The sequence below is a fragment of the Synechococcus sp. A15-44 genome (genome assembly GCF_014280115.1).
Lineage (GTDB): Bacteria > Cyanobacteriota > Cyanobacteriia > PCC-6307 > Cyanobiaceae > Parasynechococcus.
The window spans coordinates 2217721-2235032 of record NZ_CP047938.1; the positions used below are offsets into that span (position 1 = coordinate 2217721).

A 17312-nucleotide genomic window follows, 5' to 3' on the forward strand; every position below is an offset into this window, starting at 1 on the left:
AGGTTGCGCTAACCCGTCTGCCACCAGAGCGGGACATGACCGAATCAGCGAAGTCATCCAGCTATGGCGTCTGCTCTCACCTCCTTTTGCAGCCGGCTCGGCAATCCTCCAACAGCGCTCGATTGGGCTCTGGCCATCAGCCTTCTTGCAACCTTACTTTTCGCGGAATCAACCTTTGTGCTCGCCAAACAAAATCCCGCAGTCAGCACCCCAAGGAATATTCAAACAGGCCTCGAGAATCGACAAGCAGACACACCAGATTGGTCCAAATACAGGGTGGCTGGCTTAAGCAAGTGACAGTGGAGGCCAAGCTCACAAGCTCATCCTCCTCCCAGGTGCCACTTCAGCAGCACAGAAACAACAACGTGCAACGTGGCAGAAGGGGACGAGCTTCTGACGACGGTGCGAGTCAATTGGCCCTGGCCTCAGTTTCAGCCACCGCTCCAACGCCTGAAGTTGATCACGAAAACAAGCCAATCGCCGTCACAACCAACAGAAGATGACAGGGCTTATCGATACACTTTTGATACAAGCCAGACATAAATGGCACATTAGAAAGAGCCCGCAAAATAATTCACCCAAAAAACATTCCAAAGGCACAAGTCATTCATCCCATAAGACCCAACTACACTGGTCTTCATTAGCGCCCACACAGACATCAGGAGATAAAAACCAACTATCTGAGCGACTAAAAAGCGCTGGAGACGCGAAAAATCACGGACCAGAAACGAATAGACATTCAAGAATTTATTCCTATTGAAACAACGACAACAAAACACCAACTCCGATCAAACACCTAACCCCTAAGTCAAAACCCCATGCTTTCAGACACGAAAGCCTTCTTCTGAATCCAGGGAAAGACAGTTCTTTCCTGAAAACAGATGACGACTTGGCTTGGTTGAAGGACTTGATGCTTGGCCTGCTGTTCGACTGGGGGCTGCTGTGATTAGAGAAAAGACCAGTAGTCAGACCTGACCACAACGGCTAAACCCAGAAGGTGCTGCTCACCCCTGCTAATCACGATGAAGGCTCTTCTCACCACCTGCCTCCTCCTTGCCACCACAACTCTTCCTGCCCTGGCTCAGAAGGAGATCCCCAAAGCTCAAGGCCATGACCAATGTCCTCTGGGTTACGTGAACACGCTTGGAACGACTTGCGTCTCCCCCATCTATTACGAAGTGGCTCCCACTTATGGAAAAGCCTGCCCAGAAGGGTGGATGAACATCGGCGCTGGCTACTGCAAGAAGAAAAAAGGTCCCCTCGGCATCCTCTGACCACTCCAAGTCCGATAGGCGCACCAGCTAGATCTCCAAGATCTCACTGTCGGCAATGATTGAGGGGGCCTTCCAGCCCCCATGAGACATTTGGGTGATAAACCTGCATTTGCTTTAGCCACCGCAATGCTTTTCAGCCAAAGCCCTTACCAGAGCATGATTATTTGAGAGCAGCTGTTTGCGCCTGATGCTCGCTGAGGCTAATTTTAGGCACAGCATGCCGCGTCAGGCCAAAAACAAGCCCTCCTGGGAAATCGGCCTGCAAGGTGCTGTCAAAGAAGGCAGGCGTGGGTGGTCTGTCGTCAACTTCAGGGGGAAGACACGTTTGCGGCTGCAGTTCCCCAAGCAAGGCAACTGGCCTGCTGATGCTCAAGCGTTCCTCCCCTATGCCTGGGAATCGACATCAGTGAATCCAGTGATTCAGCTGGTGAATGCGATCTACCCCCGCGTCATGAGTGGCGAAGTCACGTTGAGGGCAGCCATCGATGACGCAGTAGCCACCAAAACCATGCCTGCTGCCACAGCGGTTTCACCGTGGCCGGCGATAGAGGAAGCCTTCAAGCGCGACTTGATGGAGTACGGCAACCAGATCAAGGCCAAGACCTATGAGGGCTCCTACGGCCAATACCTAAAAATTGCTCTGCTGCACCTTCAGGGACGTAAGCAGGCGCAAAACGGCTTTGAGCTGGTGGATACCACGTTGAGGCACGAAAGGACGCACCAAGGCCGTGGCAAGCGCAATGGCGACACTCTTGCGACGTGGATGGATCAACCAGCCAGCCGCCATCAATGCTGCCTTGCGTTGAAAACTTTCCTGGACTTCGCCGTCCATGAGCACCACCAACCTCAGTGCTGGTTGGTCAGCGACAGAGACCACAAAAAACTGCGCGGTGCACCGTGCAAGCAAAGAGTGAAGGCTTATCCCACTGACGAGGAGTGCCTAGCTCTGTTTGACCTGCTGGAAAAGGACAATCCCAACAATCCCGGCTGGGCCAACGTCATCAGGCTGATGCGCGTCTATGGCATCCGGATGTGGGAAGCCAACCACCTGGTGGCAAAGACTGATCCAAGGGGACAGCTCAGCTTGTTCGTCACTGAAGGCAAGACGTACGCAACCAGAGGCACCAAGCGTCAAAACGATCCACGCTTCCTGCGCCATGTCCCAGTAGGTGGTGAGATTTTTGATTTGGTTGGCGAAGTTCATCGTGGTGAACTCGATTTGCCGACGAACAAACAAGGCGAACCAGTTGAGGTTGATGGCCGCAACCTTGGCAATCGTTTGAGGAGGCTGCCCATATGGCGCGAATTAGAAGCCAAATACGCAGCCCAAGGGGAATGGCTCAGGCCATACAGCTTCAGGGACAGCTGGAGCCATGAGGCTGGACGCTATGGGATGAACGACCACAACATCTGCAGGGCCATGGGCAACACGGTGGAGGTCAGAAACCGCAGCTACAGAACCAGCAGCTTCGATTCGATGGCTGACGACTGGGGCAAAGTGGATCAGGCCCTAGTCAAAGCGAGCTGATGAAACGCTTCCTACTTGCCTGCCTCTTGTTAACCGGGAGTCCTATTTCAGCGATAGCCCAGGTTCAACTAAATCCATATCAAGTTGGGATGGAATATTGCAATATGGTCAAAAGTGGAATCTCACGGGAAAAGGCGTGGGATTACATCATTGAGAACATCGCAACAGGAGCAACCAATAATCAATTCAGTAGATCTGATCCTTATGCTCCATGGTCTCCGAGCAGATCAATTGGAGGCTCTTTAGGGCAGGGAATTGGTATCGGCATCACCCAAGGAATCATGGTCGGCTCTCAGTTGAAGAAGATGAGGCCAGATATCGAAAGGGTTATTGCTGCTAATTGCCCGATAGGCGGAAGCGTCAGAAATTACCCTTCAAATCAGACAAAGCCTTCAGCAGATGATCCATGGAAGAAAGAATATTCAAGCCAAGAGCCCTTAAGAAAGGCAACGACCAAAGGAGTTATTGGAATCGGAGTTAAATGTGCTTACTCAGCTCAGAAGGTTAAGAAACTCCAACCCGATGAGTTACGCAACGCAAAGTCAGACGATTGCAGGGTTGTACGTATTGTAAAAAATACACCTGCCTACAAGGATGGGAGACTTCGTGTTGGCGACAAAATCCTTGAAGTGAATGGACAAAAAGTAAAGCAGATAACTCAAGAAGAGCTTAGCAAGCTCATCGGTGGCGAGCCAGGTACATACGCAACCATTTTGGTGGATGGCAATTCAAGACCCATAACTATTCAGCGCGCAGAAGCTGCAATATTTGAAAAATAATCCACCTAAAACAACATCTCGAATCGGACTAAGGCTCCAACCCCTCAGCCTCAACCTGACTCCTGAGTTCATCCAGCGTTCGGCAGAACAGCCGTAGACGTTGCGGATCCGATGGCTGCTGCCAGTACACCGGGCTCGCACCTAGGGAGAACTCCAGCTTCTGATTCAGGCGTTCCCAATACGTGGTCGCAATTGTTGGCGGCTGATGCTCACGCTGCGTGAGTGTGATTTGCGCTTTGCGTTGCGGTGCATCAATCCGCGGCCGCGTTGTTTGCCGAAACTTCACCTCCAGACCCGGGCGATGCAGCAGTCGGCGCTCTGGGTCGGCGTACTCCAACCGACCATCGCGGAGTGCCCTCGAAACCGCTGAAACACTGCGATTCAGGATCGCGGCGGCCTCTTTCTGACTGACGAGATCACCTGTTGGCATGGTGCTGCGCTTAAACGGCCCTAATGGGGCTTAATCGGCCTTATTTGCGGTAGTTGCTGGGGCTATGCCTGGACACAACCTGCGGTCCGAATTCACCCGCAAGTGATTGGTCTGATTGGGACCCGCACTTGTCAGCATCTTTTCCATACATGCTTTCCATCTTTTTTACCGACATATCCAAGGCGAAAGATTACGTTGCCGGCACGAGCACAAATGAAACCCATTTTGCCTGGCCTAACATCTGATTCCTCAGCAGAGACAATACCCCTCTCTTCCTCAGTTAGCTGCTCAAATACAGCAGCCATTATCTGCTGCTGATCCTTGACTGTCTCGTCGACATATATATAGGTCTGTTTGTTTACAGGGGCTGGTGAACCCACTGGCGTTGTCTCTAATCTCACCGACTCTTTCTCTTCAATGGCTTCAAGCTTGATAGCAATTGACCGCATGTATTGACGAAGTCTCCGATCAGGCATGCCTGCCACCCCAATCAAACCAATTGGGCCAAAAAAGAAGGCCACCATTGCCCAACTTGATCCATCTAATCCTTTTGCTTCAGCAACATTACCCGCAACCATCGCGGATGCGATCCAGATGCCGATTAAAACCAACAACGCAATGCCAAGCATTAGTGTTCAGCAAAAACTTTATTCATTCTGATAGCTTAAGACAACGTTGTCTAGACTGTCTATATACATGAATAGATCAGACCTTGCTGCGATCGTAGCCTTTCACATTGAATTCCCAAGTACGGGATCCTTCCTGATAAACGGAAACAGTGATAAACATCTTTTTGGCGGTCTTCATGCGGCCCTCAAGTCGAGCTACATTCGTGATAAAAGCGAATTCAGTGCTGTGATCAGACGCACCTGTACAGCTGTAAGCGCTTGCTGCACCATTATCAAAACGAATAAGAACATTCGTGTCGCTATAGCTGTTGCAGAGTAGTTGGCCTTGCTCGATCTTCAAATAAGCATCAACTCCGTAGCGAGGATGATTCCGAACAATGAAGCGCCCGTACTGAGTGCCGCTGTATGGGAAGCCAAAGTTCATGCTGTTCTTACTAGTAAGACTTGCTGTCTTGGCACGCCTACCAGTGGCTTGATCTGTGTAGCCGCCGTAAATCCATTCACCACGAGCTGCAATTTCAGCTTTTCGTCTAGCTTCAGCTGCCTCCATTTTGGCCAGCCTTTCTTTGCGCTCTGCTTCGAGCTGTGCAACAGCCTCTTGCCGCTTTTTTTCAAGTTCCGCTTCTTCAGCAACACGTTTAGCCTCAGATATCGTGAAAGCCTTTATCCACTCCGTATTGGTTATGCGGCTGTGGTTACTTTTTAGCTTATATGCCTCAACGCAAGCGGCAGGATCACCTGCATTGCATTTAGCCAAATTGGGTTTATAAACAGACGCGCCAACTGCAACAAGAGCAGCAATACCCCCAACACAGACGGCAGGCAAAATAAAACGATTTTTTATTTCCTGATTTGACACCGTGCGCCCTCAATCTGTCACAACAACATCATTCTATTAGCAAGGTTAAGAGCCTGATCAGCCAGCTCAGCTCACCATCGGCCAGCTATCGCGAGCAGTACTTCGTGCTGACGGAACGCCACGGAGGTCTCGGCCCCGGCATCTGGCGGAAGTACCGCGCCAAGAACGCGGTGTCTTTGGCCTTCGCGCTGCTGGACCGCAAGCCGACCCAGGACACCAGCATCGACATTCATGGCCTGCTGCTGAAGGAAGCCGAGCAACGCTTGCCAGTGTTGATTCAGCAGAAGCTCGATCGGCTGCTGCGCTGACAGGATCGCGAGCCCATTGCCATCCTGTCTTCAGAGTTGCAGCGGCAATGGCCCTGATCGTTTGCAAGGAATGCGGCAAGGAGTTTGCAGACCGGGCGACCGCGTGTCCTCACTGCGGGTGCCCTAACGACAATCTCGAACAAGCCAGCCCGCCTGCAGCGAAACCCGCCCCAGAGAAACCCAAGAAAGGTGGCTGCGGCAAAGGATGCCTTGTCCTAATTGGCTTCTTTTTTGTTATGGCAGTGATAGGTGGAGTTATCTCAAGCTACGAAGACTCAGAGCGTGATCAAAAACTCAAGAGCTGTAACTCTGGCAAGGCAGCTGATTGCGAGGCGCTCTTAGGCGACAGTGAATTCAAGGATGACAACCTTGTCACCAACACAGACTTCAAGTCGAAATTCTCCGCACGCGAGGAACGACGTAAGGAGGCAAATGCACGCAATACACGTTTCTACCTTTGCGAAAGAGCCCTCAAGGAAAGCTTGCGTGACCCAGACAGCCTGAAGGTCATCAAGCGCGACAGAGTCAATCTGCTGATCGAGTACTCGGCTACCAATGGATTCGGTGGGCGTGTTCGCAACGTCATGAATTGCGAGACGCTGAAAAACTTGTACTGAGCTGACCAGCTCCATCCGCATGGGGTTGGCCAGCTCGCCTCCTAGCCGTTGGTGGTTGGTCGCGGTCCCCAGTGAGGGTCGTCTTCGCCACGGACCACGGGCTGTGTCTTGGAAACACCCTCCGCACCCTCCTTACCCTCCGCACTGATCTGATCAGGAGACATAAGAGGCAGTTGTTCTTCAGACAGCCCGTGGTTGGAAGGGTTCGGAGAGTCCGGAGACTCCGGAGGGTCTTCTGGAGACACAAGGGGCCGGAGCCTTACCTCCCCCAGGTCTGCCTCCCAGGGCCGATACATGTTCCGCCGTGCATCCCCGCTACCGAGGGTCCGCTTGTCGACCAGCTCCTTGCCGTAAAGCTGATCGAGATTCGCTCGGGCCTTTCTGGTCGCTCCGTCCCCGGTGTATTTGGCCGGTAGACGTTCAACCAACCAGGCCGCCGTCATCTCGTGACGGCCCTCCTCCCAGGCATCACACACCTCGGCCAATGCCAATTCCTGTCTCTCGGTGAGGCTGTTACGGGACTTCTCCCGCGCCTCCTCCTTCGCGATCTCCTCAAGGTCGCCCACCTTGATGAACTGGCATGCCTCCTCCTGCTCAATGACCAGGCCAACCGGCTTGGCAGCCCTGCCCTGAGTCGTCAGGGCAATGCGGTTGTCGGTCTTGTCCTTTTCGTTGAGCCAGGCCAGCTGGACGACCCGACTGGCAGCGGCAGTGATTGCTGTGCTCCCGCGTGATGCAGTGGATGCCCGCTCAGCTTCGTTCCCTTTCCCGGCGTGGTGGATAAGGATCGCGGTGGTCCTGTGCGGAGCCAATGCCCGAGCAAGGGCACGCATCGGCTCAGCGAAGTCGGCGTCGTTTTCCTTGAGCCCAAGAGGCCCATTCAGGGTCGCGAGCGAATCAAGGATCAACAGAGCACCGGGGTGCTTCTCGCAGTGTTTGGCGATGTTGGCGATGCCCTCCTCATCGAGGAAGACGGGAGCATCCTGCGGCCAGATTTTTTTGATCTCTGGGATCAGCTGAATGTCGGCACTGTCCTCGTCGATGACTGTCTCTGTCGCCAATCCCGCCTTCGCCAGATACCAAGACCAATCCGCCAAACCCTGATCTGGGCCAGCAATCAAAATTGCCGGACGCTTCGGCAGCTTTGCCAAGTTCAGCTCCATCGCCATTGCGCAACCACTCAGCCAGGTGCGGGCCAGAAAGCACATCAGGGCCGTCTTGCCGACCTTCTCGCGGGCGATTAGCAGATTGAGTCGATTTAAGAGGAAGATCCCTTCCCAGAACCATTGAGTCCTGGGGACACGGATTACCTCGCTGGCGTCGTAGCCATCCTTCCAATCGTGGAGCTTGCGCTCGGCTTGCTTATCGACGAAGCCAATCTCGTTGTCCTTAAGGCTGAAGCCCTGGGAGTAGGCATAAGCCCGAATGGAAGCGTGCCGTTTGCGTATGGGCTGATCCTGGCGGTGCAGCTCAATGGCGTACTCCTCGAGACCAAACCAGAACTGTTCGTCAGCATCTGCAGGAGACGACTCAGCCGATGCGGGGGCCGGCTCGGTCGCGCCGGCCTTGGGGTTGGAGACGTATTCCCGAAGAGCCTCGACCCTCTGCTGAACGGTGCCGGGTGCATCGTCAATCGAGCCACCGGGCGGAAGGCCAGGCCAAATCTGCTGAGCCCTCAGCACCGTGATAGTTAATTCGGCTAACTCCGCACCTTTCACGGCTTCTGCGGCCTTCGTCTCGCCTGTTTTGTCGTTATCAGCGAGATAAATCAGGCAAGTGCAACCGCCGTTCTTGAGCCGCTGATACCGGGGAGCACGTTGCTCCGGTTTGTGGGCATGGCCGGGCTGGCTGACCGCCAGCAGGCCACCCTGCACAGCCAACTCGCAGCATTTCTCGCCTTCGAACTCCCAGACGACACCATCGGAGTCGGGGCAGTCCAGGCCTGCCAAGGCCTCGTTCTCGAAGTACAGCGACCAAGGGTCAGGACCAGCCCCTTGCTCCCAGCTGCCTCCGACCAGGTGCTGAACCGCAAAGTGTTTTTTGCCGTTCTTGTAATAACGCTTGGAGCGTTGGGTGTCGGAGTAGCCGTAGAGGATCTCCGGCTCTTTTTGGCGGGGCTTATGCGGTGTGAACTTGCCAGTCCGACCGTCACCGGACACACCGGTGAAGGCCCAGCCGTCAATGACATCACCGACCTTGTGATCGGTGTTCTTGTGGCAGAGGACTAACTCAGGACTAATCCGGCAGTCTGCGTCTTTGATGCGACCGCAAATTGGGCAAGCGTTGTGCTTGCCGGAGGGAGTGAATTTTGTTTTTCCACCCCCAGAAGTGGGGGTAGTCATCAGCTCACCTCACAGTGAATCGGTACTTGATCTCCAAATAAAATGAGGAGAACGACTTCGGGGCTCTCGCTGTTGGCGCAGCGGGGCTCTTTTTTTGTCATTGAGCCCCCACTGCGACGTAGGTCTCGATCTGACTTGCGGGCTGGATTCTCAGGCTGGTGAAGGCCGCTTCAGTGCGCTCTAGATGCCACTGCAAGGTGGCTTGAGCACTCAGACCAGTGCGCCGGTAGTGGTGAGCATCACGGAATGGTGAACGGGCATCACGCCGCAGCCTGAGAAGCGTTGAGCGATGGATTCCTAGGTGCGCCGCCATTGTTGGCGTGGTCACCCACGTTGTTGCTGGATCGGGCATTGCTGCGCTGGGTCGAGCCCTGCGCCACAAAGGACAGATCCGAGCCAGTGCGCTGCAAGGCAGACCAGCTGATGCCCAGGACCTCGCAGTCCTGCTTCAGCAGCTGAATGTCCTGGGATTGGACATCCATGCCTTTAAAAAATCGCGACCGATTGCGGTGTCCCATGGGGAGCAGGTGTGTTTATCGACCTGTCCGGAAGGACACCAACGAAGTTCCGCACCCTCTCGGTCAAAAGGGGGGCCAACCGTTGACCTCTAAATATTAAGACCTTCAGCTGCCTTCAGCCACCACATCTAGCGCTCATCTGCATGCGGATCGCCACACCTGGTGCCGCGTTAGGCACACTTTTAGGCACAACTACGATTTAGACACACCAGACGGATCTTCAAGATCTCACTAGTGGAAAGGCTTTGAAGGGGCCTTCCAGCCCCCACGAGTCATTTGGGTGATAAGGCTGACTTCACCCCATCTCCCCTAAGGGTCAGGCAGCAACAGGGGCTGCTTGACGGGAGAAACGAACGATGTTGTTCGCAGTTACGGGTTTGCTCTCACCGAGCAGGCTTCAGTCACCCTCCTCATGCCCCGTCGAAACCATTGCAGCCCCGTGAGGGGGAATGGAGCTGAGCGGAATCGAACCGCTGTCCGAAACACTGGTGTGGATCACCTAGTCCGACGAAGCCGGACCCTGTCATTCTGACAGGAGTGGTGACCTGGAGCACAACGCCCTTGGGTCGAATCAACCGGCTATCCGCCGTGGCCGTTGTGCCACAAGGCCTGGAAGCAGCCGCTGGCGAAGAACTCAGCGCCCTTGGGGCCCATGCCGTGAGGCCCGGCAGGCGTGCCGTCAGCTTCCAAGCCGACATGGCCTGCCTGTACCGACTGCACCTGCAGGCTCGTCTGCCCTTCAGGCTGTTGCGACAGGTGGCACGCTTCGCCTGCCAGGGCCGAGACGACCTCTACGACGGCATCCGACAGGCGCTCGACTGGGAGCACTGGCTGCATCCCTCCATGACCTTTCGGGTGGATGTAACCGGAACGGCACCAGGTCTGAACCACAGTCATTTCACGGCACTGCAAGTCAAAAATGCTCTTGTAGACGCCCAACGGGATCTATGGGGGCAGCGCTCCTCCATCGATCTCGAGGATCCCGACCTCTCCCTGCACCTCCACCTCGGCCGCGGGGAAGCACAGCTGAGCCTCGATGGAAGTGGCGGCAGCCTGCACCGCCGCGGCTACAGGGCCGCCATGGGAGCTGCACCGTTGAAGGAAAACCTGGCCGCTGGTCTGATCCACCTGACAGGGTGGGATGGAAGCCAGCCCCTCGTGGACCCCTGCTGTGGATCAGCAGTGCTCTTGATCGAAGCAACCCTGGCCGCATTGCGGCAAGCCCCTGGTTTGGAGCGCCACTTTGCTCTCGAGGGCTGGGCCGATTTCCAGCCGGAACTCTGGGGCAAGGAAATTGATCGCGCGCGGCAACGGCGGAGGGGAGACCTCACGCTTCCGCCGATCGTTGGTATCGAAGCGGATCCCACCATTGCCGATCAGGCCCGTACCAATGTGGAAGCCGCCGGCTTGAGTGACTGCATCAAGATTCGTTGCAGAGACTTCCGAGAGGTCACCTTTCCCCAAACACGTGGGGTGGTTGTGTGCAATCCCCCCTATGGCGTTCGCATCGGCGACCAGGCGCAGCTGGACGCTCTCTATGGTGACTTAGGCAGAACCCTGAAAGCCCAGGCATCGGGTTGGGATGCCTGGGTGTTGAGCGGCAATGCTGCGGTGACGAGTGCGCTGCGGATGAAAGCCTCACGCCGAATCCCGGTCAGCAACGGCGGAATCGACTGCCGCTGGCTCCATTACCAGGTGCGCTGATCAGCATGGGAAGAGAAAACCTGGACAAAATGAACACCTGATCCCGCTGTCGCATGAGTTCCCTGCCGCTGACGTTTGGAACAGCTGCATATGCAGGTGCATCATCCCTACAGAGCGTTCCGATAGAAGCGCAGTTGCTGTTTATCGGTGTCATCTTTCTCGGCACACTGATCATCAATCGATTTTCAATCCGCATTGGCATCCCCGCGATTCTCGGGGTACTTGCCCTCGGCTTGATGATCAATATTCATGTACTGGATGTCAGTCATGGCGAAGTTGAAAACCTGCACACCTTCGCCCTGGCACTCCTTCTGTTTTATGCAGGACTGAAAACCGATCTGAAATCAATAAGAGGGTTTCTGGAATACGGCCTACTACTTGCCGTCGGGGGCGTAGCCATCTGCACAATCATTCTCGGCATCGCAATTTTTTGGCTGAGCTCATCAACGGGCACGGGGATAGCACCCGGGATGACAGAAACAATGCCACTGGGAGCTGCATTCCTTATAGCGGCATGCCTGGGATCCACCGATGCCGGCGCCACGCTGAGCGTGCTTCGAAAGGTTCGAAACATTGTTCCACGCAAGGTGCTGCAACTTCTGGAGTTTGAATCGGCTCTGAATGACCCCTCAGCGCTGATCATTTTCAGCATTTGTCTGAGCCTGTTCCTCGCGTCCAACAACACCCATGAATCATTCCCATCTCTCGCCCTGGCGGCATCAAGCGAACTGCTGCAGAAGCTGGGGTCTGGACTTCTGGTGGGTATTGCCTTCGGCTACCTCTCCAAACTGACAATCGATCATTTTGTCACCGACAAAGAACAGCTCTTGATCGTGGCGATGTCGATCGCCTTAATCGATTATGGAAGTTCTTTTTTTCTTGGAGGCTCAGGCTTTGTTTCTGTATACGTGACTGGTGCTTTCATGGCAAACCTGCACTATCACGATGCAAATGTGAATCACGAGAGCATTCAGGATGTGCTGCTGCCCTTTAACACGATGACAGAAATCAGTATTTTTCTGTTGTTTGGCCTTCTGATTCACCCCGCCGATCTTGCTCCTTGTCTTCCTGCGGGACTGGCCGCCGCTGCAGCACTAATGCTGATCGCAAGGCCAATCGGTGTTATCTGTTTTCAGAGCATTTCACCCTTCAATCGAAGAGAGTCAGTTTTGATCGCATGGTGCGGACTTCGTGGTGCTGTACCCCTTGCGCTGTCCTTCAATGTGCAGGAGGCCATTGCCACCTACCCCGGCCTGGAACCGCTAGCCGCGGCCCAGCTGGCGCAGAATTCGCAGGGCATCATCTTCATTGTGGTCATCCTCAATCTTCTGTTGCAGGGAATTTCAATTGCTCCACTTTGCAGAGGACTCAGCGCCCCAACACGGCCCTCATCGTTCGGCTGATGCCTTGCAGCGTCTGAGGCAGGAACGGGCCCTTCAGCACTTGGCCGCCAATGCGCAAGCTGATCCCCGCCAGCACCAGGTTGGCCACCGTGAGACTCAACAGTGCGCGCATCCAATCCAGATCCCACTGGGCCTGAATCCAAAGCAGCAACGACGCTTCGCCCGCAAGCAAGGCCAGGAACATGGCCGTGCCTCCGATAGCGAGGAACAGGCCACCGCTGATCAGTCGGCGTTTTTCCCGATCCACTTCCTGCAGAGCAATCCGCACGTGCAGATCCATCACTGACGCCGCCAGTGCGGTCACTCGAGCTGCCGCTCCAAATCCGCGTGGAGAGTTCTGATCGGCCATCAGGAACGCCGCCCCCCGCGAAGCATGCTGCCCAGCAGCAACCCAACACCAAGGGCAACACCCACAGCCAGCAGCGGTCGCTGGCGCACAGGCGCCTCGATCTTCGGCCGCAGGGTGCTGTTCAACTCATCCAGCAACTGTTCCAGTTGCTCTTCAAGGGGATCCAGGCTGTCGGCCCAGTCGCGGCTACGATCACCGGCGCTGTGGAGAAGCTCCTCCAGTTGCTCCCGAACCCCTTGGGGCGTCAGGCCTGTGTTCTGTTCAATCAAACGAACCAACTCATCCACACTCCCCCGTGTGGCTTCAAGGGTGTGCTCAGCCAGATCCGGCCAGCGCTCCTGGATCGTGGGCAGCAGGCTTTCAAAGCGCTCGCGGAAGTGGTGCTCGAATCTGCCGTTGGACTGCGGCGATGGCGAGGCCATGAAGACCGTTGGCAGGACGCTTTAGAAGGGTAGGGAGACTGAAGGCTGAGGGAAAGTCTTTGCCGCGATACGCCCTCCTGCGTCACACCGGAGCACCGGACGACCCCAGCGGATGCCACATCGATCTGCTGCTGGAGGACGGGGACAGCTGCAGAACCTGGCGACTGGCCACAGTGCCGCAGCTCAACGCAAAGGCCCAACCAGCGGTTCCCCTGCCTGCCCATCGAAAGATCTGGCTGGAACCCCGCAGTGCTGCCGTTTCGGGCAATCGGGGCTGGGCCGAACGCATCCATGCCGGCAGCTACTTCGGGGTGCTCCCCAACGCCACGGATGCAGACGTCACCCTGCAGCTCGAAGGCGACCTCCAGGGCTGCCTGCGCATCACATCCGGGCACTGCTTTTTATCGAACCCTTGAGCTTTTCGTGGGTTCCGCTAGTTTCGACTCGCTGACAGTCCCAGATCCTGTTGGTTCATATCAATCAGGTTGGGCTGACGCACTTCAAGTCGTTCGGCGGAGCGATGACCATCCCTCTTGAGGAGGGATTCACCGTGGTGACCGGACCCAATGGCTCCGGCAAAAGCAACATTCTTGATGGCGTTCTGTTCTGCCTGGGCCTGGCCACCAGTCGTGGCATGCGGGCTGACCGCCTGCCGGACCTGGTCAACAGCGGCATGCTCAAGGCCGGTAAGGCTGCTGAAACAACCGTCAGCGTCCGCTTTGATCTGAGCGACTGGACCCCCGATGCCGCCGAGGAAGGTCTGGAGGCACCAGCGGAGGGGCCCTGGATTCAACCTGGACAAACGGAATGGACGGTGACCCGCAAACTGCGGGTGATGCCGGGGGGCTCCTACAGCTCTAGCTACAGCGCCGACGGGGTGCCCTGCAACCTGCAGCAGCTGCAGACCCAGCTGCGCCGCCTTCGGATTGATCCCGAGGGCAGCAACGTGGTGATGCAGGGGGACGTCACCCGCATCGTCTCGATGAGCAACCGCGACCGCCGCGGCCTGATCGATGAACTGGCCGGTGTTGCCCTGTTCGACACCCGGATCGAACAAACCCGCCGCAAGCTCGATGACGTGCAGGAGCGCCAGGAGCGCTGCCGGATCATTGAGCAAGAACTGCTGGCCAGCCGCCAACGGCTGGAGAAGGACTGCGCCAAGGCCCGGCAGTACCAGGACTTGCGGGAACGGCTGCAACTGGGACGCCGTCAGGAAATGGTGCTGGCCTACGAAGCCGCCCAGCAGGCCCTCAAGGATCTGGCCACGCGCCAACAGGCGCTGGAAGCCCAGGAACAGAGGGACGCCGCGGCCATTGCCAGCGGCCGGGAGCAGCTGAACAAGGCCGTGGCCGAACTGGACTTGCTCCAGGAGCAGGTGAAGGCCCTGGGGGAAGACCAGCTGCTGGCGGTTCAGGCGGAACTGGCTGGCCTCGACACCAGCAGCCGTGAACTGGAGCGCCAGGCCAGCCTCCACCAGGACGAAGGCCAGAAACTGCAGGCGCAGCGCCAGGACCTCGCCACCCGTCGCCAGCAGTGGCAGCTGCAATCACGGGAACTGGAACGTGATCCCCATCAGGACGCCCTCAGCGCCGCCGAAGACAACTGCAGGGCCGCTGAAGCCGCGGTGGACATGTCCCGCCGCCGGCTGGCGGATGTGGCGGGCCGCTCCGGCGCCTGGGTGGAGGAACAGAAGCGCCGCAGCGGTCGCCGGCAGGTGTTGCAAAGCAGCATCGCTCCCCTATTGGAGGAACAGCAGCAGTTGCAGGAACGGCTGCGCCAGGAACGGGAACGGCTGGAAGAGCTCACCCAGGAGCAGCACCAGGACGGCGCCGACGGCGACGCCGTGCAGCAACAGCTCGCAACCCTGGAGGAGACCTGGCAAACCCTGCTGCAAGCCATTGCCGACGGCAAGCAGGAGCTCCAGCAGACCGCCGAATCACTGGCCATCCAACAGCGCACCCGCAGCCGGCTGGAGCAGGAGCAGACCCGCTTGGAACGGGAGATCGCTCGGCTGGAGAGCCGGCGGGATGCCCTTCAGGAAAGCCGCGGCGCCGGAGCCCTGCGCCTGCTGCTGGAGGCCGGCCTCGATGGCATCCACGGCCCTGTGGCCCAGCTGGGAGAGGTGGAGGATCGCCATCGCCTCGCCCTGGAAGTGGCCGCGGGGGCCCGTCTCGGCCAGGTGGTGGTCGACGACGACCGCATCGCCGCCCGCGCCATCGAACTGCTCAAGAGCCGCCGTGCTGGCCGGCTCACCTTCCTGCCCCTGAACAAGATCCGCGCGCCAGGGGGCGGGGGCTCTTCAGCCGCCTTTGCCCGGGGTGCACGCCCCGGTGGAGACAGCGGTGCCGGCCTGATCGGCCGGGCCGTGGAACTGGTGCGCTTCGAACCGGTCTATGACCAGGTGTTTGCTTACGTCTTCGGCGACACCCTGGTGTTCTCCGACCTGGCCAGCGCCCGTCAACAACTAGGGCGTTCCAGGGCGGTGACCCTGGATGGGGAGCTGCTGGAGAAGAGCGGCGCCATGACCGGCGGTAGCTTCTCCCAGCGCAGCAGCAGCCTCAGCTTTGGCCGCAGCAGCGATCAGGACGAAGCTGAACCCCTGCGGCGGCGCCTGCTGGAACTGGGGGAATCCCTGGTGGCCTGCCGGCGGGAGGAGTCGAAGCTGGCCCAACTGATCGAACAGCAGAAACCCCAGCTGCGCGAACTGGAAAAGCAACAGGCGGCCTTGATCGCCGAGCGCAATGCCGCCCGGCGCAACCACGGCCCCCTGCTCGAGCGCAGCCGCCAGCGGGCCGAACGGCTCAGCAAATTGCAGCAGGACCAGACCGAGCAACAGCAGCGGCTCGAAGCCATCAGCACTGCGCTCACACCACTTACCGCGGAACTGCAGGCCTTGGATGAGGCGGAGCGCAACAGCGGCAACAACGACGATGCCGCCGCCTGGGCCCAACTTCAGACGGAACAGGAAGCCGCCGACCAACGACTGGAGGCGGCCCGCCGCGAGCGCGACCAGCTGCTGAATGCCCGCCGCGAGCGGCAGCTGGCGATTGAACGCCTGGGTGACCAGGAGAAGGCTCTGGCCGCCGAAGAAACCCGCTTGCAGGATGCGGTGAAGGCACTCGCCAGTGCCCATGGGGCCTGGCGCCAGCAGCAGAGCGACCTCCAGGAGAAGCGCAAAGAGCTCGAGCAACAGCAGACCGACCTGCAGGAGCGCTTCGGCAGCCAGCGCCGGGCCCGGGACGCCGCGGAAGCCGAGGTGGGCCGCCAGCGTCAGGCCCTGCAGCAGGCCGAATGGAATCTGGAGCGGCTCAAGGAAGACCGCGAAGGATTGATCGAAGAACAGCGCAGCGGTGCGGTGCGCCTGCAGGAGATGGAACAGGCCCTGCCGGACCCAAAGCCGGAGATCCCAGAAGCCCTGCGGCTGGCGGGCTTGGAAGCCTTGCAGACCGATCTGCAGGCCATCCAGCAACGCATGGAAGCGCTGGAACCTGTGAACATGCTGGCGCTGGAGGAACTCGAGGCCCTCGAAGAGCGGCTCAACGAACTCAACGAACGGCTCGACGTGCTCAACAGCGAGCGGGAAGAACTGCTGCTGCGGATCGAAACCGTGTCCACCCTGCGCCAGGACGCCTTCATGGAAGCCTTCACCGCCGTGGATGGCCATTTCAGCGAGATCTTTGCCTCGCTCTCCGATGGTGATGGCCACCTGCAACTGGAGAACCCGGAGGAGCCCCTGGAAGGTGGCCTCACCCTGGTGGCCCATCCCAAGGGCAAAACCGTGCGGCGCCTGGCATCGATGTCGGGGGGAGAGAAATCACTCACCGCCTTGAGCTTCCTGTTCGCCCTGCAGCGCTTCCGGCCGTCGCCGTTCTATGCCCTCGATGAGGTGGACAGCTTCCTCGACGGCGTCAATGTGGAGCGCCTGGCGGCTCTGATCGCCCGTCAGGCCGAGGCAGCCCAGTTCATGGTGGTCAGCCACCGCCGCCCGATGATCGGCGCAGCCCAGCGCACGATCGGGGTGACCCAGGCCCGCGGCGCCCACACCCAGGTGGTGGGTTTACCGGATGCCGCCTGAACGATCGGAGTTTTCGCTGTGCAATCTGAACGTGACAGGCGGAACCCCTGCGCCACAATGGTTTGAATGTCCATG

At 57.8% G+C, this 17312-nt stretch carries 16 protein-coding genes; 9 read left to right on the forward strand and 7 right to left on the reverse strand.

Annotation, left to right across the window (positions count from 1 at the left end; all coding sequences use genetic code 11):
• Nucleotides 1–1022 precede the first annotated feature (1022 nt).
• The 3 genes from SynA1544_RS12470 to SynA1544_RS12480 all read left to right on the forward strand — a co-directional run bounded on the left by SynA1544_RS12470 (nt 1023) and on the right by SynA1544_RS12480 (nt 3581).
• Nucleotides 1023–1274 carry a hypothetical protein gene (locus tag SynA1544_RS12470; RefSeq protein WP_186514004.1) on the forward strand — a complete coding sequence of 84 codons (252 nt, stop codon included), beginning with the start codon at nt 1023–1025 and terminating at the stop codon, nt 1272–1274.
• 178 nt (nt 1275–1452) lie between these two features.
• On the forward strand, nt 1453–2802 hold the full coding sequence (locus SynA1544_RS12475) for a hypothetical protein (protein ID WP_186514005.1): 1350 nt from the start codon (nt 1453–1455) through the stop codon (nt 2800–2802).
• Nucleotides 2802–3581 (forward strand): PDZ domain-containing protein, encoded by a 780-nt coding sequence (locus SynA1544_RS12480; protein WP_186514006.1) that lies wholly within the window; start codon nt 2802–2804, stop codon nt 3579–3581. The genes SynA1544_RS12475 and SynA1544_RS12480 overlap by 1 nt, the downstream gene beginning before the upstream one ends.
• Before the next feature lie 28 nt (nt 3582–3609).
• Here SynA1544_RS12480 and SynA1544_RS12485 read toward each other — a convergent pair whose 3' ends face one another.
• The 3 genes from SynA1544_RS12485 to SynA1544_RS12495 form a co-directional block, all read right to left on the reverse strand.
• Nucleotides 3610–4011, reverse strand: a complete 402-nt coding sequence (locus tag SynA1544_RS12485) for a hypothetical protein (RefSeq protein ID WP_186514007.1) — start codon at nt 4009–4011, stop codon at nt 3610–3612.
• Nucleotides 4012–4142: 131 nt separating this feature from the next.
• On the reverse strand, nt 4143–4640 hold the full coding sequence (locus SynA1544_RS12490) for a hypothetical protein (RefSeq protein WP_186514008.1): 498 nt from the start codon (nt 4638–4640) through the stop codon (nt 4143–4145).
• 76 nt (nt 4641–4716) lie between these two features.
• On the reverse strand, nt 4717–5499 hold the full coding sequence (locus tag SynA1544_RS12495) for a hypothetical protein (RefSeq protein ID WP_186514009.1): 783 nt from the start codon (nt 5497–5499) through the stop codon (nt 4717–4719).
• A gap of 104 nt (nt 5500–5603) precedes the next feature.
• Here SynA1544_RS12495 and SynA1544_RS12500 point away from each other — a divergent pair, with 104 nt between their 5' ends.
• The gene (locus SynA1544_RS12500; RefSeq protein WP_186514010.1) at nt 5604–5807 is read left to right on the forward strand and encodes a hypothetical protein; all 204 of its coding nucleotides are present in this window, start codon (nt 5604–5606) and stop codon (nt 5805–5807) included.
• A gap of 47 nt (nt 5808–5854) precedes the next feature.
• Complete coding sequence (locus SynA1544_RS12505; protein WP_186514011.1) at nt 5855–6424, forward strand: hypothetical protein; 570 nt, start codon at nt 5855–5857, stop codon at nt 6422–6424.
• 41 nt (nt 6425–6465) lie between these two features.
• On the opposite strand, the gene SynA1544_RS12510 is transcribed toward SynA1544_RS12505, so the two are convergent.
• On the reverse strand, nt 6466–8766 hold the full coding sequence (locus SynA1544_RS12510; protein ID WP_186514012.1) for an AAA family ATPase: 2301 nt from the start codon (nt 8764–8766) through the stop codon (nt 6466–6468).
• Between the two features lie 260 nt (nt 8767–9026).
• Entirely contained in the window at nt 9027–9248 is a 222-nt protein-coding gene (locus tag SynA1544_RS12515; RefSeq protein ID WP_186514013.1) for a hypothetical protein, read from the reverse strand.
• Between the two features lie 597 nt (nt 9249–9845).
• On the opposite strand from SynA1544_RS12515, the gene SynA1544_RS12525 reads away from it, so the two are divergent.
• Nucleotides 9846–10988 carry a class I SAM-dependent RNA methyltransferase gene (locus SynA1544_RS12525; protein WP_186514014.1) on the forward strand — a complete coding sequence of 381 codons (1143 nt, stop codon included), beginning with the start codon at nt 9846–9848 and terminating at the stop codon, nt 10986–10988.
• A gap of 53 nt (nt 10989–11041) precedes the next feature.
• Nucleotides 11042–12391, forward strand: a complete 1350-nt coding sequence (locus SynA1544_RS12530; protein WP_186514015.1) for a cation:proton antiporter — start codon at nt 11042–11044, stop codon at nt 12389–12391.
• On the opposite strand, the gene SynA1544_RS12535 is transcribed toward SynA1544_RS12530, so the two are convergent.
• Complete coding sequence (locus tag SynA1544_RS12535; protein ID WP_186514016.1) at nt 12357–12740, reverse strand: phage holin family protein; 384 nt, start codon at nt 12738–12740, stop codon at nt 12357–12359. The two genes, SynA1544_RS12530 and SynA1544_RS12535, sit on opposite strands and share 35 nt — an antisense overlap.
• Nucleotides 12740–13162: a YqjD family protein gene (locus SynA1544_RS12540; RefSeq protein WP_006850868.1), complete on the reverse strand. Its 423-nt coding sequence runs from the start codon at nt 13160–13162 to the stop codon at nt 12740–12742. Before SynA1544_RS12540 ends, SynA1544_RS12535 begins: the two co-directional genes overlap by 1 nt.
• 59 nt (nt 13163–13221) lie before the next feature.
• On the opposite strand from SynA1544_RS12540, the gene SynA1544_RS12545 reads away from it, so the two are divergent.
• Together SynA1544_RS12545 and smc are read left to right on the forward strand one after the other, a co-directional pair.
• Entirely contained in the window at nt 13222–13578 is a 357-nt protein-coding gene (locus tag SynA1544_RS12545) for a hypothetical protein (protein WP_186514017.1), read from the forward strand.
• Between the two features lie 50 nt (nt 13579–13628).
• Nucleotides 13629–17237 (forward strand): chromosome segregation protein SMC, encoded by a 3609-nt coding sequence (gene smc / locus SynA1544_RS12550; RefSeq protein WP_186514018.1) that lies wholly within the window; start codon nt 13629–13631, stop codon nt 17235–17237.
• The last annotated feature ends 75 nt before the right edge of the window (nt 17238–17312 follow it).

Bases quoted from the DNA above. Each gene is read 5' to 3' on its own strand.
- SynA1544_RS12470 (WP_186514004.1), top strand. From the start codon at position 1,023: ATGAAGGCTCTTCTCACCACCTGCCTCCTCCTTGCCACCACAACTCTT.
- SynA1544_RS12480 (WP_186514006.1), top strand. From the start codon at position 2,802: ATGAAACGCTTCCTACTTGCCTGCCTCTTGTTAACCGGGAGTCCTATT.
- SynA1544_RS12485 (WP_186514007.1), bottom strand. From the start codon at position 4,011: ATGCCAACAGGTGATCTCGTCAGTCAGAAAGAGGCCGCCGCGATCCTG.
- SynA1544_RS12490 (WP_186514008.1), bottom strand. From the start codon at position 4,640: ATGCTTGGCATTGCGTTGTTGGTTTTAATCGGCATCTGGATCGCATCC.
- SynA1544_RS12505 (WP_186514011.1), top strand. From the start codon at position 5,855: ATGGCCCTGATCGTTTGCAAGGAATGCGGCAAGGAGTTTGCAGACCGG.
- SynA1544_RS12510 (WP_186514012.1), bottom strand. From the start codon at position 8,766: ATGACTACCCCCACTTCTGGGGGTGGAAAAACAAAATTCACTCCCTCC.
- SynA1544_RS12515 (WP_186514013.1), bottom strand. From the start codon at position 9,248: ATGGATGTCCAATCCCAGGACATTCAGCTGCTGAAGCAGGACTGCGAG.
- SynA1544_RS12530 (WP_186514015.1), top strand. From the start codon at position 11,042: ATGAGTTCCCTGCCGCTGACGTTTGGAACAGCTGCATATGCAGGTGCA.
- SynA1544_RS12535 (WP_186514016.1), bottom strand. From the start codon at position 12,740: ATGGCCGATCAGAACTCTCCACGCGGATTTGGAGCGGCAGCTCGAGTG.
- SynA1544_RS12540 (WP_006850868.1), bottom strand. From the start codon at position 13,162: ATGGCCTCGCCATCGCCGCAGTCCAACGGCAGATTCGAGCACCACTTC.